The organism is Psychrobacter sp. Pi2-51 (assembly GCF_904846665.1).
Classification (GTDB): domain Bacteria; phylum Pseudomonadota; class Gammaproteobacteria; order Pseudomonadales; family Moraxellaceae; genus Psychrobacter; species Psychrobacter glaciei.
The window spans coordinates 23,821-42,750 of sequence record NZ_CAJHBP010000020.1; the positions used below are offsets into that span (position 1 = coordinate 23,821).

Here is an 18,930-nt window from a genome sequence, read left to right on the forward strand (position 1 = left end):
ATGGCTACATTTTTGCTCTAAATGTGTTTGATAGATAAAAATAAACGGCTGAAATGTCAGCCGTATTACTCATCAATTTTATGTAATTGTTTTTAGTGGTTACTTTTTAAGATAACCGATTAAGGCTTTTGTGCACGATTTTGCAGTGGATCACCAATGAGCACACTGCCTGAGTTTTCAAGGCGCTCTTCGTCGGTTAATTTACTCGCTGGAATTTTTGCTTTTCGTTTCCATTTTAAGCTAAACAAATCATCACGGCGGTCAATCAAGTTATGTACCGAGCCTTCGTTACGGACGTGAGTCAGCTTATCTAAGTTCACATCTGAGAAAAAGATCATCTCAGTGTTTGCTGTGGTTTCGGCCATAATCGCATCATGCGGAAAAGCAAAGTCTGACGGTGAAAAAATCGACGACTGTGCGTACTGAATATCTAAGCTTTCAACTTGCGGTAAGTTGCCTACTGAACCACAAATCATGACATAGCATTCGTTTTCAATGGCTCGCGCTTGGGCACAGTGGCGCACACGTAAATAGCCGTTTTTGGTATCTGTCCAGAAAGGCACAAACAAAATATCCATATCGTCAAGCGCCAGTAAGCGCGCAAGCTCAGGGAACTCAACGTCATAACAGACCAAGATACCAATACGACCGGCATCCGTGTCAAATACTTTGACCTCGTCACCACCTTCGATCACCCAAGCGCTACGCTCATGCGGCGTAATATGGATTTTGCGCTGCTCTTCCACCGTACCATCGCGGCGACACAAATAACTGACATTGTACAATGTATCGTTTTCGTCTATTAATGGCATGGAGCCGACAATAACGTTGACGTTATAACTGACTGCCAGATGCGAGACTTCGTTTTTGAACCACTCGGTATAACCGGCCAAAAAGCGAATGGCGATGTTTTGATCGGTGGATTCACACAGACCCATTAATGGCGCGTTAAAGAACTCTGGTAAGCAAGCAAAATCTGAGTTGTAATCGGCCATGACATCGACAAAGAATTCTACTTGTTGCAAGAGCTCCTCAGGCGATTCAACTTCACGCATTTGCCACTGAATACCACCGATACGCACTTCTGACTTACGGGTATTCGGCTTGTAATCTTGCGGCTCATAATAAATATTGGCCCACTCAAGTAGAGTAGCAAAGCCTTTAGATTGAGCGTCATCTGGCAGATAAGCGGTCAAAATACGCTTAACGATAAAACCGTTGGATAGCTGAAAGGAAAGGGCAGAGTCATGGATTTCACGTGATTCGACCGCGTCGATATACTCACCAGGGGTCAAATCTTTGTGATTGTAGTAATTAGGAATGCGACCTCCAGCCAAGATAGCTCGGAAGTTCAGCTGGCGGCACAGCTCTTTGCGCGCATCATAAAGACGACGACCCAAACGGTAGCCACGATACTCAGGGTCAATCAGCGCATCCAAGCCATAAATAGCATCACCTTCTGGATTGTCTCTAATGATTTCTTTGTGCCCAATCAAATCATCATAGGTATGCGGATTCGAGAATTTGGCATAGTCCACGCGCATAGAGAGAACGATACCGATCAGCTGATCATGATCAAACATTGCAATCTGCCCTTCAGGAAAGGCATCAATCAAAGTATGAATAGTGGTCTTTGACCATGCGCCGCCCAAATTCACATAAACACGGTCCATCAAGGCTTTTAACTGCGGATAATCTTTTTTCTTGATCTCAGCAATCGTGAGGTGAAAGTCGTCTATTTTTTCGATTTTACTCATAAGGTTCCTGTCTGCGGTGTTAATGAATATCATAAAATTAATGCGTTGTACGGTGTAGTATCTGATGTAGTGTCTGATGTAGTGTCTATAGCTATATATAGACCTAAAGATTTTTGTGTAACAAAAGCGATAAAAATATTCCAATACGCTTATATAATCGTTACAATAATTTATCTTTTTATTTACAATGAGTTATAGCAATTACATATCATATAAAAGTTTTAATGAGGGCTTTAACAGGTTTGCAAGCGTCTACATTTAAGAAGACTGACCTTGTTAGTAGCTGAATCAATCGTACTTGCATGAATAGCATCTGTTCTAATAGTACCTAGGGCGTGTCATCAATTAGCACATGGATACATTTAGTGGTCTTAAAATGGTTAAATTTTGCCAAACATCGTCAGAAACTTTGTCAATATGTTCATATTTACGGCAATTTCTTCCTTGTTTGGCTGCAATTTTCCTCATTTTAAGCCTCACAATCTAAATGATGACACGCCCTAGTCTAGTAATTAGTATCTAATCTAACAGTCTCTATTCTAACAGTACCTAATCTAACAGCATCGAAATTCTGTAGCGTCTCCTGTTACTTTTGGCTTCGCTTATTCATCATGACTTGGCTGATTACTTTATATTTCGATAGTTATCATACCAATGTAGCGGGTCAATGACAGTCCCGCGTAGTAAATATTTGCTACGTTTTTGTGAATCGATGTCCTTGTCTTTGCTTGGTCTGAACGTGGTTTTTGTTTTACTTACTTCATTTTGCGGTCTATAGGCGGCTTTTTAGGATTATTTTATGGCACCCTTGACACATACGGTCGACCCTCTAGAAACAGTAGAGGATTCAGCATTGGTTCAATTGGTGTATGTCAGTAGTATCACCCTCAGTACGCGCTTAAAAGCCTCAATATTTGATGAAGTAGAAGGTCATGCTCGGGACTATAATGAGCAGCATGGCATTACGGGTACTTTATGTTATGGCAATGGTCACTTCTTACAATGTATTGAAGGTAAAAAATCAAACGTGCTTGCTTTGCAAAAGCGTATTTTTGCCGATAGTCGTCACAAAAATGTGCAAGTCTTGCTATTACGAGTGATCGATCAGCGTAGCTTTGCTGATTGGCGTATGCGCCTGCTATTTTTGGAGCGTTGGTTGTGGTCGCCAGCGACCAAGAAGCAAGCCATGCAGTTGTCGCCTTTTTTACCGTTTGCCCCGCATGGCTGGACCTCGAAGCGTACGGAGCAATTTTTGCAGATTATCAAAACGTTTGATAGCCCGCCACATATAAAAGCCGCTGGCATTACTTATAATGCACTGGGCAATATGTTTCGTCATATCGCGGCACCGCATCAGGCCTTTTTGATCGTTCAAGGCTTTTTGAGTGTGTTGCTGGTAGTAGCGCTGATACTGTTATATTTATAAATTATAAGTTTTATAGCTGAGCTAAAAAAGACGCTAACTTTTGAGTTTAGCGTCTTTTTATTTGAGGTAAGCGATTAAAATACCAATCACATATCAAAAATCTTACCACGGTTCATAATGTTATTGGGATCAAAGACTTTTTTGACTTCTCGTAAGTAATCAATCTCAGTCTCGCTGCGGCTATAGTGTAAATAAGGCTTTTTGGTCATACCCACGCCATGTTCGGCAGAGACTGAGCCGCCATACTTCTGTACCGTCTCAAACACGTGCTTATTGACGATCTGACACTCTGCAAAGAAATCATCTTTGCTCATGTTTTCAGGCTTCAAGATATTCAGATGTAAGTTACCATCACCGATATGACCGAACCAGCACACTTCAAAGTCAGGATAGTTACTGCTGACAATATGATCAATCTTGGTGATAAATTCAGGCACATGGCTTATCAGTACAGAGACATCGTTCTTATAAGGGGTAAATACTGAGATGGTCTCAGAGATGTATTCGCGCAATTTCCACAGCTCTTCTGCCTGCGCGAGGCTTTGACTCATCACCCCATCGACGACCCAACCTTGCTCCATGCAGTGCTCAAATATCGCCATGGCTTTATCCATGATCGGCTCGTATGGTGCTTCAAACTCTAACAATGTATAAAACTTGGTACGCGACTCAAACGGCTCTTGTACTTGACCATGTGCCATTAGCTTATCAATCGCCACGTCATCAAAGAACTCAAATGCCGTTAAATCAATCTGCGCTTGAAACGCAGACAATACATTCATAACATCGTTAAAGCTGTCCATACCGAGCACCATGACGTTTAAGTCTTGCGGCTGACGCTCAAGTTTGATTTGTGCATGGGTGACAAACCCTAGCGTGCCTTCGCTACCGATGAACAGTTGACGCAGATCATAACCTGTGGCGTTCTTTACCATACCGCGATTCAGCTGCAAGATATCACCTTTACCAGTGACCACAGTCAGCCCCATGATCCATTGACGGGTCATGCCGTAACGAATGACTTTAATACCGCCTGCGTTGGTACCGATGTTGCCACCGATTTGACTTGAGCCTGCTGAGGCAAAGTCGACAGGGTAGTAGAGGTCTTTAGACTCTGCGAACTGTTGCAACTGCTGAGTGACCACGCCTGCTTCAATCTCGACCATGCGATCCGCCGGATAAAACTGTCCGATACGGTTCATTTTATCCATACTAACGACGATTTCACCATTGGCTGCGACGGCACCAGCAGACAGTCCGGTACGACCACCACTGGGGGTGAGGACGACGTTGTGCTCATTGGCAAGCAGTACGATAGATTGTACTTGTTCGGTGGTCTTTGGAAAGACGATGGCAGCAGCAGCAGGCGCAAAGTGCTTGGTCCAGTCTTTGCCCCAATGCTCTAAGCTCTCAGCGTCGGTTTTGATTTGGCTCGCATCAAAGTCATGAGTATCAATTAAAGTACTCAAAATAGCTTGGACGGCAGTTGCATTGGTTTCGGGTGTAGGCTGAGCGGTAGTTGGCGTCATGATAAAATCTCAATATTAGCGTAAACACGATGCTGGGGTTGACTATTATATAACGAAATATCTCTAAATTCAGTGATCAGTCAGCTCGTGATGGCAATAAGTAGGTGATAATCTGTCTATATGGCAGGCTGTAAATTACAAAAAAATGGTCTGGTCAGTTTCAAACAGAATGATTCACTATAGCATAAAAATTTTTCAGGCTTGATAACCAATAATTCATCTAATCTCCTAACATCGACGTCGAATTTTGTGTAAGATATCGGGACTGTTTTCGTTTCATCCCTCAGACTTATCCCACTGATGATTTTTATAAGACAATTATAGGACAGTTCTCATATGGCGTTATCACTACAGAAAGACAAAATACGTTTTTTATTGCTTGAAGGTCTACATGCCAATGCTCTAAAAGTATTGGAAGGTGCTGGCTATCATAACATCGAAAATATCAGTCACGCGCTGGATCAAGATGAGCTGATCGAAAAGATTAAAGACGCTCACTTTGTTGGTATTCGCTCGCGCACGCAGCTGACTCGTGAAGTACTTGAGCATGCGCACAAGCTGATCGGTATTGGTTGCTTCTGTATCGGTACCAACCAAGTAGACTTAGAAGCCGCTCGTGAACTGGGTATTCCAGTCTTTAACGCCCCATACTCAAATACCCGCTCGGTGGCTGAACTGGTACTGGCCGAAGCTATCATGCTGTATCGCGGCATTCCTGAAAAGAATGCGACTGTGCATCGCGGCGGTTGGGGTAAGTCTGCCACTAACTCGCATGAAGTGCGTGGTAAGACCATCGGTATCGTCGGTTACGGCTCTATCGGCTCACAACTGTCAGTATTGGCAGAAAGCTTCGGTATGAAAGTCATTTATCATGATGCTGTCACCAAGTTGCCACTAGGTAATGCGGTACAAGTGGGAAGTTTAGAGGAGCTGTTATCAACGGCCGACATCGTGACCTTGCATGTACCTGATGTCCCAAGCACACGCTATATGATGAAAGCTGAACAATTCGCTCAAATGAAAGAAGGCAGTTACTTTATCAATGCTGCACGCGGTACGTGCGTCGAAATTGACGACCTAGCTGCTGTGCTTGAGTCTGGTAAAATCTTGGGCGCGGCGATTGACGTGTTTCCGAAAGAGCCAAAATCTGCTGACCAAGAGTTTGAGTCACCACTACGTAAATTTGACAATGTTATTTTGACGCCGCACATTGGTGGTTCAACTCAAGAAGCGCAGGCTAATATTGGTTTGGAAGTAGCGGACAAATTCGTCAGATATTCTGATCAAGGTGATACTGCGACGGCTGTTAACTTCCCAGAAGTGTCTGTTCCATTCAAAGAAAACTCGCATCGTCTGCTGCACATTCACAAAAACGTACCGGGCGTACTGTCACAGATTAACCGCTTGTTTGCTGAAGCGCATATCAACATCTTGGCACAGAGCTTAATGACGGAAGGCGATGTTGGTTATTTGGTCATGGATGTCGATTACAATGATTCGACCGCTGCGTTAGATCAGCTGAAAGACGTAGAAGAGACGATCCGCGTACGTATTTTATTTTAATATAGTCAATCCGCTTTCAAATTGGATTAACTATATCAGTGCTAATAGTTTTGATAGGCACTGAAGATTTATCATAAAAAAAGAGAGTGCTCAATTAAATGAGCACTCTCTTTTTTGTTGAGCCTGAAGTAAGACTGTTTATCTCTTTTTGGCTTGATTTGCTGCATCGGCTAATCGTTGTGCTTCAACCTTAGCGGCTTTGCGTTTCTCTATCACATCTATCACGTCGCTGCCGATATGCGCTTCACCACGTTTTTTCGCTAGCTGCATTTGATGCTCACGCTCACGGAATCGCGCTTTTTGCTCATCGGTTGCCTTCTCAATACAATGCGGGCATGACTCACCTTTGATATAGGCGGAGCTTTGCATATCATCTTGAGTAATGGGCATACGGCAAGCGAAGCATTGCTCATAGCTGCCTTTTTCTAAATTGTGATTGACCGACACGCGATTGTCAAAGACGAAGCAATCGCCTTGCCACATAGAGTCGCTGGCAGGCACTTCTTCTAGATATTTTAGGATGCCGCCTTCTAGATGATAAACCTCTTCAAATCCTTGCTCTCGTAAGTAGGCAGTAGATTTCTCACAACGAATACCACCCGTACAGAACATCGCGACTTTTTTATGCTTCGTTGGGTCAAGCTCTTTTGCTACGTATTCTGGAAACTCGCGGAACGTTTCAGTATTTGGATTGATGGCATTTTGAAACGTACCGATTTGCACCTCATAATCGTTACGCGTATCGATGAGCATAACCTCAGGATCAGAGATTAGCGCATTCCACTCGCTTGGTTTTACATAGCGACCGACCGATTGCAAAGGATCGATATTTTCGACACCCATCGTGACGATTTCTTTTTTGAGCTTCACCTTAGTACGATAAAACGGCTGCTCATTGGTATACGACTCTTTAAAAGTAAACGTGCCAATCGCTTCAATACTACGCAGATAGTCAAGGGCAGTATCGATACCTTGGCGTGAGCCAGAAATCGTACCGTTAATGCCTTCAGCGGCAATCAATAAAGTACCTTTTACATCGTTATCGAGCATGGTATTCAAGATTGGCTCACGGTATTGCTCAAAGTCTGCAAAGCGCGTGAATTTATAGAGTGCCGCAACGACAATGTTATTAGTCACGCTATCGTAGACGGGGGCTGACTTGTTGTCAGTTGTAGTAGGGCTGTGAGTGGTGCTATCTTGGATATTGCTACTTTGAGTAGTACTCATGTTTTTCTCCTGCTGGCTAGGTCGTAAACCTAGTGCGTTGGGTTAACAGTCTGGTTCAAGCAAACACGCTATTGTGTCATCCTCGCTTGATGTACTCTGGGTACAATCTGCGCTCGGTTTCCCTATATCGCATTCATTTGAAATAGACTTTATTAGTTCAAAATGGGTTATAACACTAGTCTAATTGTGGAATTGGCTAATGCGCGGGTAGTGTAGCAAATTTTAGATAGGTTTTGAATATTTTAAAAGTTAATAGCATCGTTAAGCGTATACATAACTCATTAAGTGATCTGCTCTAAGCTGTAATAGCTTTTAGGCGTTTATCCTATGAGTAGAGCTTGCTATAGTAGACATTTCTCATTATCTGTTCTGTTTATTTCATGGTAAAGGCAACTAATTATATTTACTTTAGCCATCACCATAGAAAATATATTAACAAGATCCATAGTTCCTTATAGAGCTATAAATCGTGCAAAATTTGTGACGAGTAGAAAATAAGAGATTGCATGCCAAAAACAAAACCTAATAAAGTTTTAAACCTAACTTGTCCTCATGAAAGTTGTCATGAGTCGTTTGCTGTCCCTTTAATCGAAAAAGGAATACTATTTTGTCCACATTGTAATTACAGTCTTTTGACGGAGAAACCAGTTGATGTCGATCAAATCAACAAAGTAAGTATCGTTGAAAATAAAAAATCTAAATCATTGTTACATCACTGGCCCTATTTCGCATGCCTGTCGCTATACGCAATTATTTTAATTATGGCAAAAATATATAGTTGGACAGATATCATGGACTTATATCTGATCGCGATATTTTTGGTAGGTTCCATAATATTTGAGAGGTATAAACCTCACTATAATAGTGTGTTATACGGATTGAAGCATAATAAAGTGAATTTTGAGGCTGGTGTTGATACCTTATCTAACATTAACAAGTTTTCTGAAATTAATACTGACTATGTAAATGATGATGGTGTACTCAAGCATAGCAAGTGTCGCTTCAATAAAGTAGAAATGCCAGTTCTAAAAAACTGTCCTCACTGTAAATCGCAAATGGTTGTAAAGTTGCAGCAGATGGTTGATTGGCAGAGAAACCTTTACTCTAAATACGGTATTTCTCGTCCAGAGGGAGTTCCAGATAGTGAGTATTGCAGGGTCACAAATCGTTATGTGTCGGGCGATACTACACTGGCTAATATATTCCTGTGTTTGAATTGTCACACGCATTATAGTTGGTTATATATTGCAAATAAGCATTCAATTATAGATGAGGATGGGGCACGACAATTATGCAAAATGTAGGCGTAAAATCCAAGATTTAAAGGTGGCTATCAAATAGACGTTATCGTTCCTCATTATTGTGGAATGTAGAATAATAAGTCTTGTCCTAATCTACCTTCCGATTGGTATGAGCATGGCGGTAGAATATATCGATAAAACCAAAGCTAGCACACCGGTGAGACTAATAATGAGTGTTAAAGCTTATAGAAAAAACTATTAAAACTACTGATAGTAACGAGTGGATATTTAAGCCAAAAATTAATAAAGTCATTATGACAATGGATGGGGCAAGAGAACTGTAGATAACCGCTTTTATAATATCCATCATGATTTCTCCGAAACATCTAATCGCGATTTAATCTTTACAAAGTCTTGTTTTTCCATAGTTAATACAGGTACTAACTCAGCTCGATAAGCTAAATCCTCTGGTAATTTAATATCCCAAACTAGCTTTAGATGCTCTAGTAGTTTCAATACCCAAAAGCCTGGATCAGATTGTCCTTTGTATAGTCCTAGACGTGCAGAGCCAGGGTAGGCATGATGGTTATTGTGCCAAGACTCACCCATCGAGAGAAGCCCTGCAAACTTGATATTATAACCCTGTGCAGCTGCACCTTCGATATGCCAGTCTCTATGACCTTGGTTATGGGCAAAATGACCGACTAACCAGTGTCCAGTTACCGATACAAAGATACGCATGGATATCCCCCAAACCACCCATGCTATGCCACCAAAATAAAATAGTAATAGAGCATAGGGCAGTTGTTGCCACATCCATGTCTTTTCCATTAGTAGATAGACTTTGCTATTTTTGACACGTGGTTCAGGTATGAACCTTGGAGGATTATCTAAGACTAAATCACAGTTTAATTGCTGCCAACCATCTCTTGCAAAGCTATTACCATGTCTTAGATAAGTGTGACACTTAACCTGACGCTGTGACCAATCTCGCAGATCATGCTGATGCATCATGCCGAGTGGTCCTGCCATACCGACCAAAACGCCAAAATGGACGAATAAATATTCTATCCACAGTGGACACTCATAGCTGTTATGAATTAAACGTCGATGCATGCCTAATGAGTGACCTAGGCATAAGGTAATAGCTGTCAATAAGACGAAAACCAGTAATGCGCTCCATGAAAAAGTCAGAAACCCTGCAACTATAGCGATTGATGTATGGAATAGATACCAAGTTGATTTTAGCGGTGACCAAACCATTCGGCCTTTTTCAGCATTGGTTAAACCGCTCTCAACCATTCTAGGTGTGCCTTCTATTACTACTGTCTTATTAATATCAATCATCGCACTATTCCTTAGTCATGACTTTTCGAGTATGATAATAACTAGGTAATGAAGAGTTAATTAGTTATTTAACTCATTAGTTAAATAGTTTAATGTTATTTAGGATAAATGCAAGAATTTATTCAATCAGCAAAATAGAATGACAATGATTAAAAGTATGATGATTAGAACATAAGTATCAAAAAATGGAGCACGTTATGGCTGAAAAAGAAGATTCTGCAAAAGTGTTTGAGGCATTATCCTCAACGCCTCGGCGTCAAATCTTAAGTTATTTATCTAGTACAGAGCTGACATCAGGTGAGATTGCCGATAGATTTGAGATGAGTAAGCCTGCGCTTTCAAAGCATTTAAAAGTATTAGAAAATGCAGGGTTAGTAAAAAGTGATAAACGTGGTCAGTACGTTCACTATTCTATCGTAGAGGATAATTTGGTCGCGACTTTAGTCAATTTTACGGCGAGCTTTTGCCCAGTCGGGAGTCCATTAAAGAAGGAAAGCAAAAGAATAGCTCAAGAGAAGAAAGAGTTAACTAGTAGCCAATAGCTACAACAGCATTGACCGTGTAAACAAAAAAATCCAGCTCAAAGGCTGGATTTTTTATTTTCAAACTAAAACTGTATTTTGCCAGATTTACTTACTCTGAAACCAAGTATCTGCTTTGCTGCGAGCGCTAGCGATATCTGAGCTTGATAAGTTCAATGCCAACTGACCGATTTTACCACGAGCCTTGTTACGGACTTTTTCATCTAGCATGCCATCACGGGCAGCCAAGTCATACCATTTATAAGCATCGACCAAATTCTTTTGCTTCTCATCTAATAGTGCAAGCGTATAGCTGGCACGGTTATCGCCACGCATCGCGGCTTTCTCTAACCAAACTTTCGCTTGTTGCAAGTTAGGCTGCACACCTTCACCGCGTAAGTACATGATGGCAAGATTCAACTGAGCAGGGGCAACGCCTTGCTGAGCAGCTTTGGTATACCATTGGATGGCTTGCTGGGTGTTTTGGGCAATGCCTTCACCTTTTTGCAAACGTTTGGCTAAGTAAAACTGAGCGTGATCGTTGCCTTGGGCAGCACGATTAGACAATTCACTGACAGGCATTAGCTCAAAACGTGAGGTATCAAGTGGCACGTTTGATATTAACTCAGCGTTGGCAAGGCCGGCACAAGAAAACAAGGCAGTGAACAACGCAGCTTTTAATAATTTCATAGCAGCTCCAAAATTAGGCAGTTAATAAGCAAAAAGAGTTGTACCGCTAAACATTGTCTCGCTAAAGACAGTTAGGCGGTGATAACAATTAGGTGAAATCTTGCGATATAAACCTACCTAATTATTAGCAATATAATTAATCGTTGAGTGTCGCAATCACCGTTAGTCGGACCGATAAACGGTCGAAATCAGGGTGCGGTTGACACTATTTTGCTAGCTTAACACCCAAACTTACGAAACTCAAATACTAATTACACGATTTAATCCTCAACACTACCTTAGCGTCCTCAACAAAATCATAGAGTTACTAAGAGGTAATAAAGAATTAACAATGTATTAAGGTTAAAAAGGTGTGTATTAGCCATCATTAGATAGCTTGAAAGGAAGTAGAATTGCTTATGACTATACGGGTTTTTGTTTGGTCACGCGGTAAATAGCGACGTCTGCCAGCAGATTTGGCGCTTGGCGTATCAATGCTTTCATGAGCGGTGTGTGACCTTTCTCCGAATCACTAACGGCAAAGCGATTAATAATATGAATGTCATGCTTGGCACAAAGCTGCTCAAAGTCTTTAAAGGTACATAGATGAATATTTGGTGTGTTATACCATTCATAAGGCAGCGCTTCTGAAACGGGCATCATGCCTTTAAGCCCTAAATGCAGCCGGTTTTGCCAATGGGCAAAGTTAGGGAAGGTGATGACTGCTTCGCGGGCAACTCGCAGCATATCGAGCAAGAGTACATCTGGTGACTTGACTGCTTGCAGGGCACGCGCCATGACGACGGTATCGAAGCTATCATCAGCGAAACGCGCGAGACCATCGTTCAGATCTTGCTCAATGATGGACAACCCTTTGGCGATACCATCATTGATTTTTTCTTCGTCAATCTCAAGCCCATATCCCGTCACGCCGCGATTTTGTTGTAAATGCGCGAGCAATTCGCCATTGCCACAGCCTAAGTCTAGTACATGGGACTGCGGGGCAATCCAACGCTCAGCCAATTGATGATCCATTCTCATGAGCGCTCTCCAGTTTTCTGATGGCTGTTTTTTGACTGACTGTCCGTGATAAATGGCGCGGTCAAAAACCCTCTGACGGCACCCATATAACGGGGGATATCGAATAAGAAGGAATCGTGACCATGCGGTGCATCGACATTGATATAGTTGACGGGTTTACCAGTCGCCATTAAGGCATCGACAATCTCTTGCGAACGCTCAGGGGCAAAGCGCCAATCGGTGGTAAACGACACCACTAAGTACTGACACTGAGTATGGGCGAAGGCCGCTTTGAGCGCCGCTAATTCTTGCTGACGATCAATTTCATTGTCAGTTTGAGCGTCATTGTCATTGTCGGTTTCATTATCAGTTTTTAAGTTATCAGTTTTTAAGTTTTCAGTGGCGACATTGTCAGTAGCTAAGTCATCTGCAAGCTCATATTTAGCGGATTCTTCGGTCGCATTTTTGGTCGTTTCGACAGATGCCGCGATTGAGTCTTCAAGTAGCGCTCCAGACTCCGACGGATTTGTAGAGTCTACTGATGGTGCTATTGACTGGGTTGATGGCTGTACGGATGATTGTACTGACAGATAGCCACGCGTTGGGTCAAAATAGTCTAACGCTTTGGTCATAAGCAAATAAGTATTGGCATCGAAGTTTTCGCTAAAGCGCTCGCCTTGGTAGCGTAGATAGCTCTCAACCTGAAACTCGACATCATAGCCATACATAAATTTGCCAGATTTTAAATCACGACCGAACTTGGCTTTCATCGCATCATCGGTCAAATAGGTGATATGACCAACCATCCGTGCGAGGATCAATCCGCGACGAGGATAAGTACCAGCTTGTAAATAACGCCCGTCTTTAAAATCAGGATCGGAGAGAATAGATTGCCGCGCCACTTCATTAAAGGCAATGTTTTGTGCGGAGAGCTTCGGTGTGCTGGCGATGACCACGCAGCGTTTCAGCCTCTCAGGGTAATCGACCGACCATTGCAGCGCCTGCATACCGCCCATAGAGCCACCGACGATAGCATGCCAAACATCGATACCGAGACGGTCTGAGAGCATGGCTTGGGTTTTGACCCAGTCTTTGATGGTGACTAGCGGAAAGTCAGGGCCGTAAACTTCTGATGCGCTAGCGTTGTCTGCTTTTTCTGAATCGATGCTGTCTGGATTAATCGTCGTTGGACCTGTCGAGCCAAAGCAGCTGCCGATATTATTGAGGCACACCACATAAAATTGATTGGTATCGATGGCTTTATTGGGGCCAATCATATTGTCCCACCAGCCTGCCTTTTTATCATGGGCACTATACCTGCCTGCCGCATGATGGTTACCAGATAAGGCGTGACAAATTAATATCGCATTTGATTTATCGCTATTGAGGGTGCCATAAGTCTCTACCATCAAATCAAACGAGGGCAAGGTTCGATTGCACTCCAAGGTCAAGGGTTCAGCGAAATGGAAGTTCTGTGGTGTGACGATTCCAACTGAGCCAACTGTATCGACTGAGCTATCCACATGAGCGTGATCTTTTGGGGAGTGGTCACTGGTAGTACTATCAGGACGTGCGTTCAAAGCTACCTCGCAAGACGACAATTATCAATAAAAAATAGGACGGCAATATGCTTGCCTATTGTATGGCGATGCGTGGATGAGCACAACCTTCGAGTTGAGTCTTTCGCGCACAGTAAAAACTCAGTGCGTATCAAATTGTAGGGTTGCTACTTTTACCATGCGTTATCGCGCTATAAAATGCTACACTAATAATCGTTTATCCTATATTCTTTTTTAATCAACCTAATAATAAAATAGTACTTTATGAAACCAAAACTGCCCCCACGTATTGCTGTTCTATTGGTCAACCTTGGTACGCCTGATGAGCCGACAGCGCCTGCGGTACGTCGCTACCTAAAGCAGTTTTTATCAGACCCGCGTGTGATCGAGATTCCAAAATTCCTGTGGGCGATTATCCTGAATCTGTTTGTGTTGCCAAGCCGTCCTAAACGCGTGGCAGAAGCTTATGCCAGTATTTGGGATGGTGACTCGCCAATGCGCAATATCCTGAACCAACAAGTAGCGATGTTAGATACGCGTTTGGCTGAGCAGGCTGCACCATTTCGCGTTTCTGTCCATTCTGCAATGAGCTATGGTAATCCAGGTTTGCCCGATGTGATGGACAAACTGCGTAGCGAAGGCGTTGACCACTTTGTGATGTTACCCGTATTTCCGCAGTATTCAGCGACTTCAACGGGTGCAGTGTACGATGCCATTACTAAATGGTCTCTAAAGCAGCGTAACTTGCCTAATATTACGATAGTTAAAGACTACTTCGCGCATCCTTTATATATCAAAGCATTAGCGGATAGTATTCGTCGCTTTCAAGCGGTACATGGCAAACCTGACAAGCTTATGTTTAGCTTCCACGGTATTCCGCAGCCGTATATGGATAAAGGCGACCCTTATCCTAGACGTTGTAAATGTACCGCAGCGCAAGTGGCACAAGCGCTTGGCCTAAAAGATGATGAATGGATTATCAGCTTTCAGTCACGCTTTGGTAAGCAAGAATGGGTTAAGCCTTATACCGACGTCATACTCGATGAATGGGCTAAATCAGGTGTAAAATCAGTACAAATTCTCAGTCCAGCGTTCTCAGCGGATTGTCTAGAAACCTTAGAAGAATTGGCGATTGAGAACCGTGAGAACTTTCTTCATGCTGGCGGGCAAGAGTATCACTATATTCCAGCGCTGAATGCTGATGAGGCGCACATAGATTTGTTAGAAGCTATGAGTGCGCCATTGGTCAAAGGCTGGGCAGGCACGCTGGATGGTTGGGCTTAATTGATTAAATTTGCAAATCAAAAAATACCGGACATAACATCCGGTATTTTTTTGCCTAAATGGTTTTAATTGAATTGACTAGAATGAAATAAAGTTGGGGTATTCGTTATCAATGTGTGAGAATATGCCAAATAACTATTTAAAACCTTTGCTAATTTTATATTTGCTTAACTTTGTCTTTAAGGATGACTATGTCTAGCTCTAACCATTCACAATCCAATGTGTCTCTACAAAAACCTAACGGACAACCACCAAATTTACCACCAACTGATGAGTATGGCGGCCTATTACCGCAGTTATTGGCAAGTCCAAGAAAATGTGATGCAGCGGCTGGCATGAGCTGGATTGTTAAAGCGTTTGGGCTGTTTAAAGATCAACCACTATTATGGTTTGGCATGAGTGTGACATTTCTAATAATCGTTGGCATTGCTTCTTCAATACCTTTATTAAATATCCTGATCATACCGACTCTATTTATGTTTCTTGGGGGCTTTATTAAAGGTGCAGCAGCTCAATCGCAAGGGGCAGAGCTGCGTTTTGATCATTTATTTTCAGCATTTAAAAGTCACTGGCAGCCCTTACTAATCCTTGGCTTATTATATTTAGTGGGTATTATTATTTGTATGATTCCGCTGTTTATCGCTATGGGTAGTATGATGTTTTCTATGATGACAGGCGGTATGGGTAGTAGTTACGGAATGATGAATGATATCTCTTTAGGAAGTATTTTCCTTGGTTATCTGTTGTCTATGCTACTGATAATTCCACTTTATATGGCACTGTGGTTTGCGCCAGCGTTAGTGATACTACATAACCTCAAGCCCATTACCGCCATGAAAAAAAGCTTTGAAGCAGGCAAAGTTAATGTCATGCCTATTTTAGTGTATGGTTTAATATCAGTGTTGTTATTACCTATCCTGACTATGCTGACCTTGGGACTGGGTGTATTGTTGATACTGCCAATTATGTTGCTCACTTACTACACCAGCTACCGAGATGTTTGGACCGATCAGCCAGTGTCAGCAGTGTAGTTTTTGAATTTGATAAAACCTTAAAATTTAAGTGCCTTTTAAGAAGCAAAAAATCCCGCTCAATGCTATCGAGCGGGATTTTTTTATGACTAAAGAGTTGTTCTAAAAAGAGTCATCGTTACTACGTTCTGCTGCTTCTTTATCAGCGATATCCATCGCATCTGGATAATTATTGTCATCTAAATTGTCTTGCACTAAGACTTCATCGACACGTGATTCGTCGATATTTTGGCGATGCATGGGCGTTAGTCCTTGCGTGGCATCTGTACCGACTTCTGAATTATCAAACCCAGCACTATTGTCGATCACGTCATCATTATCAATCGTGTGCAGCATAGGATTGTCTAGATTCACTTCTTGACTGTTATCATTGATGTTTGTATCACCTTCAATGTGATCCATATTTTCTGGTAGCGGACTCTTTGAATTATCCATAGTGGTTTCCTTATTATCGGTGGTTATTATTAGGTTGGCGGTTATTATTAGATAATTATCAGCTGTTATTGTTGATTTTGTTTATCAAGATTCATTTATCAAAGTTAGTGTGACGCGTTATGATAGCTACTGATAGTAGTAAGGTGTCACAGGATGTTCAAAAAATGTAAGACGGACAATAAATAAGAGGTGCTTAATGGTAGCTAGCAAGAAGGGTTTACTCACATTATCATTAATAACAGCCTCGTTGATGGGTGTCACGGTAAGCATGACAGCTTGCGAACGTTTGCCTTTTATTAATCCTGAGGGTATGAGAGAAACGAGTCATGTACAGCCGCCGCTTATAATCGATGCCAAGCTGTCAAAAGCTACGACGATAATAAATTGTGCACCATTGAAACCCAAGCAGACGGTGACGGTAAAAGGTCATAGCGCACTCAGTAACGGCTGTGATTTGACAGGCAAGTCGATACGCTTTGAGCTAAACCACTCAAACAGCTCACTCGACTGTCGAGGCGCACGGCTTAGTACCACGGCTGATGACCCATCAAAAGCTAGTGCTATTACCATTAAGCCTAAAGCGGATGTGGCTATCGACAATATTGCCGTTGCCAATTGTCATGTGGAGGGCTACGGTCATGCGCTGCACATTCGCCAATATAGCAATCCCAATGAGCGTTACGCGCGTGGCTTTATTAGTCCTGCTGCCAACCGTGCTCTTGCGCCAAGTAATATCCGAGTCATTAATGTCAGCAGTCGCAATAGTATCAATAGTGGGATGTTCGTCGGCGATCATGTGCATGACATCACTTTTGATAAAGTGCATATCCAAAACGCAGGCACCGTTGGGCTCTATTTAGAGTTTGGTAGTCGCGATAACGTGATTAAAAACTCTGTGTTCGTCGGGAATGGTTTTCGTACGTTTAAACCCAATCGTGAAGCTATCGCCGTCGATTCATCGAGCAACAATCGTATCGCAAATAACCAATTTATCCATAATGGCGCAGGCAGTATATTGTTATATCGCAATTGCTTTGAGCACGCCGATGATCCGACGCGGGGCAATCATTTTAAACGTACCGAATCGAGCCGTGACAATATTATCGCTAACAATAATTTTGAAGATGAGCCAGTTGGTGTATGGGTGGCATCAAGACAGTCACGCAATCTGAAAGGTTTTGAATGCGGTGCTTATTTGGTTAAGCAAACGCCATTTGCCAGCTATCATTTAGACAGTGCTAAAGACAATCAGATCATTAATAACCGTTTTGGGCAAGTCGAGCAGGGGATTATCGTAGAGGATGACGGCACGCTGATTAAGGGCAATAAGTTCGCAGCAAACGTCCGCTTACCTATCAGTGTTGGTTCTGAGATTCGTGAACAAAGCACAGTCGGAGCAATAATGAATACGCAGATTAAAAACAATACCTTTATCGATAAATCTATCGAACAAGCCATTGAGATTAGCGCTGCAAGCAAAACGGCTACCCATATTGAGTAGCCGTAGATATTTAAGCAATATTGATAGACCATAAACACTGCACTGACAGTTTTAGTGATTGGCGTGGCTCAATCCATCATTTAACTTGTGCAACAGGCAGGATTCAAAGTCGCTTAATGTAAATTTCCATAAATATAGCAAGGCAATCAAATAAATAAGGGTTTCAGCCAGCTCTTCAATTATCCCACCAAAAGTGTGAGGGAACACGATAGCGTTCTCTCCCATATATTGTAATATTGCCAATGTGGCGACGCCAAGATAGAGCGACACATCAACATTTTTTAGTACTGCCCAAAGATAACGCCTCGAGTAAATCAGCAAACCGACACTCGTCAGGTACAGGATCAAAAGAGCTGCGTCCTCCCACCAGTCATAAGACTGATTGAGGAATGAAAAATCACTGGGAACCAGTAAATCTGGTAGATAGTTCAACTCTCGACGAATAACAGCGACAAAAACCAGCACTGTTGCCAACCAAAAAGCCTTAATTTGTCTGACATGACTCTGTATAACATATTGCGAGCTGCGCAATAGACATGCTATCAACAGTATAATGCCAGGGGCTTCAATGATGCCATCTGAACTCAAAATAAATGACTCCCGATTTTTTAAAAACAAAAAAGTGAGCGCAAAGGCTCACTTCAAAGCAAAAAATAATGAATGAATAATTATGATTTAATGTGCCACCATTATAACGCCTATACTGAGATATTACCGTTATAAAATATAACCAACTGGTCATAAGTGATTGTTAATATGAATAATAGTTAGGGCGTGTATTCAATTCACTCGATAGTCATCTGAATGGGCTAAAAATGGC

16 protein-coding genes are annotated in these 18,930 nt (G+C 42.2%); 7 read left to right on the plus strand and 9 right to left on the minus strand.

Going from position 1 to position 18,930, the window contains the following annotated elements; all coding sequences use genetic code 11:
* Nucleotides 1–119 precede the first annotated feature (119 nt).
* Nucleotides 120–1,757 carry a carbon-nitrogen hydrolase family protein gene (locus tag JMY08_RS10590; RefSeq protein ID WP_201593254.1) on the minus strand — a complete coding sequence of 546 codons (1,638 nt, stop codon included), beginning with the start codon at nt 1,755–1,757 and terminating at the stop codon, nt 120–122.
* Nucleotides 1,758–2,556: 799 nt separating this feature from the next.
* Between JMY08_RS10590 and JMY08_RS10595 the strand changes: the two genes are divergently transcribed.
* Nucleotides 2,557–3,183 (plus strand): BLUF domain-containing protein, encoded by a 627-nt coding sequence (locus tag JMY08_RS10595; RefSeq protein WP_201593256.1) that lies wholly within the window; start codon nt 2,557–2,559, stop codon nt 3,181–3,183.
* Nucleotides 3,184–3,269: 86 nt separating this feature from the next.
* On the opposite strand, the gene JMY08_RS10600 is transcribed toward JMY08_RS10595, so the two are convergent.
* On the minus strand, nt 3,270–4,712 hold the full coding sequence (locus tag JMY08_RS10600; protein WP_201593258.1) for an FAD-binding oxidoreductase: 1,443 nt from the start codon (nt 4,710–4,712) through the stop codon (nt 3,270–3,272).
* Nucleotides 4,713–5,048: 336 nt separating this feature from the next.
* On the opposite strand from JMY08_RS10600, the gene serA reads away from it, so the two are divergent.
* Nucleotides 5,049–6,275, plus strand: coding sequence for a phosphoglycerate dehydrogenase (gene serA / locus JMY08_RS10605; protein ID WP_201593260.1), 1,227 nt, complete (start codon nt 5,049–5,051; stop codon nt 6,273–6,275).
* Between the two features lie 138 nt (nt 6,276–6,413).
* Here the strand turns inward: serA and JMY08_RS10610 are convergent, their stop codons facing one another.
* Nucleotides 6,414–7,412 carry a rhodanese-related sulfurtransferase gene (locus JMY08_RS10610; RefSeq protein WP_320157786.1) on the minus strand — a complete coding sequence of 333 codons (999 nt, stop codon included), beginning with the start codon at nt 7,410–7,412 and terminating at the stop codon, nt 6,414–6,416.
* A 596-nt stretch (nt 7,413–8,008) separates the two neighbouring features.
* Here JMY08_RS10610 and JMY08_RS10615 point away from each other — a divergent pair.
* Entirely contained in the window at nt 8,009–8,806 is a 798-nt protein-coding gene (locus tag JMY08_RS10615; RefSeq protein ID WP_201593263.1) for a hypothetical protein, read from the plus strand.
* A 303-nt stretch (nt 8,807–9,109) separates the two neighbouring features.
* On the opposite strand, the gene JMY08_RS10620 is transcribed toward JMY08_RS10615, so the two are convergent.
* Nucleotides 9,110–10,090: an acyl-CoA desaturase gene (locus tag JMY08_RS10620; RefSeq protein ID WP_201593264.1), complete on the minus strand. Its 981-nt coding sequence runs from the start codon at nt 10,088–10,090 to the stop codon at nt 9,110–9,112.
* 197 nt (nt 10,091–10,287) lie between these two features.
* Here JMY08_RS10620 and JMY08_RS10625 point away from each other — a divergent pair, with 197 nt between their 5' ends.
* Entirely contained in the window at nt 10,288–10,632 is a 345-nt protein-coding gene (locus tag JMY08_RS10625; protein ID WP_201593265.1) for an ArsR/SmtB family transcription factor, read from the plus strand.
* An 87-nt stretch (nt 10,633–10,719) separates the two neighbouring features.
* On the opposite strand, the gene JMY08_RS10630 is transcribed toward JMY08_RS10625, so the two are convergent.
* The 3 genes from JMY08_RS10630 to metX all read right to left on the minus strand — a co-directional run bounded on the left by JMY08_RS10630 (nt 10,720) and on the right by metX (nt 13,823).
* Complete coding sequence (locus JMY08_RS10630) at nt 10,720–11,301, minus strand: tetratricopeptide repeat protein (protein WP_010201739.1); 582 nt, start codon at nt 11,299–11,301, stop codon at nt 10,720–10,722.
* A gap of 402 nt (nt 11,302–11,703) precedes the next feature.
* Nucleotides 11,704–12,321 (minus strand): methionine biosynthesis protein MetW, encoded by a 618-nt coding sequence (metW, locus tag JMY08_RS10635; protein ID WP_010201738.1) that lies wholly within the window; start codon nt 12,319–12,321, stop codon nt 11,704–11,706.
* Complete coding sequence (gene metX, locus JMY08_RS10640) at nt 12,318–13,823, minus strand: homoserine O-acetyltransferase MetX (RefSeq protein WP_201593274.1); 1,506 nt, start codon at nt 13,821–13,823, stop codon at nt 12,318–12,320. Before metX ends, metW begins: the two co-directional genes overlap by 4 nt.
* Before the next feature lie 300 nt (nt 13,824–14,123).
* Here metX and hemH point away from each other — a divergent pair, with 300 nt between their 5' ends.
* Together hemH and JMY08_RS10650 are read left to right on the plus strand one after the other, a co-directional pair.
* Entirely contained in the window at nt 14,124–15,143 is a 1,020-nt protein-coding gene (gene hemH, locus JMY08_RS10645; RefSeq protein ID WP_189582626.1) for a ferrochelatase, read from the plus strand.
* Nucleotides 15,144–15,334: 191 nt separating this feature from the next.
* Nucleotides 15,335–16,174, plus strand: a complete 840-nt coding sequence (locus JMY08_RS10650) for a BPSS1780 family membrane protein (RefSeq protein WP_201593266.1) — start codon at nt 15,335–15,337, stop codon at nt 16,172–16,174.
* 102 nt (nt 16,175–16,276) lie between these two features.
* On the opposite strand, the gene JMY08_RS10655 is transcribed toward JMY08_RS10650, so the two are convergent.
* Nucleotides 16,277–16,609 carry a hypothetical protein gene (locus JMY08_RS10655; RefSeq protein WP_010201734.1) on the minus strand — a complete coding sequence of 111 codons (333 nt, stop codon included), beginning with the start codon at nt 16,607–16,609 and terminating at the stop codon, nt 16,277–16,279.
* Between the two features lie 196 nt (nt 16,610–16,805).
* Between JMY08_RS10655 and JMY08_RS10660 the strand changes: the two genes are divergently transcribed.
* Nucleotides 16,806–18,110, plus strand: coding sequence for a right-handed parallel beta-helix repeat-containing protein (locus JMY08_RS10660; protein WP_194621249.1), 1,305 nt, complete (start codon nt 16,806–16,808; stop codon nt 18,108–18,110).
* Nucleotides 18,111–18,161: 51 nt separating this feature from the next.
* Here the strand turns inward: JMY08_RS10660 and JMY08_RS10665 are convergent, their stop codons facing one another.
* Nucleotides 18,162–18,698: a hypothetical protein gene (locus JMY08_RS10665; protein WP_201593267.1), complete on the minus strand. Its 537-nt coding sequence runs from the start codon at nt 18,696–18,698 to the stop codon at nt 18,162–18,164.
* Between the last annotated feature and the right edge of the window lie 232 nt (nt 18,699–18,930).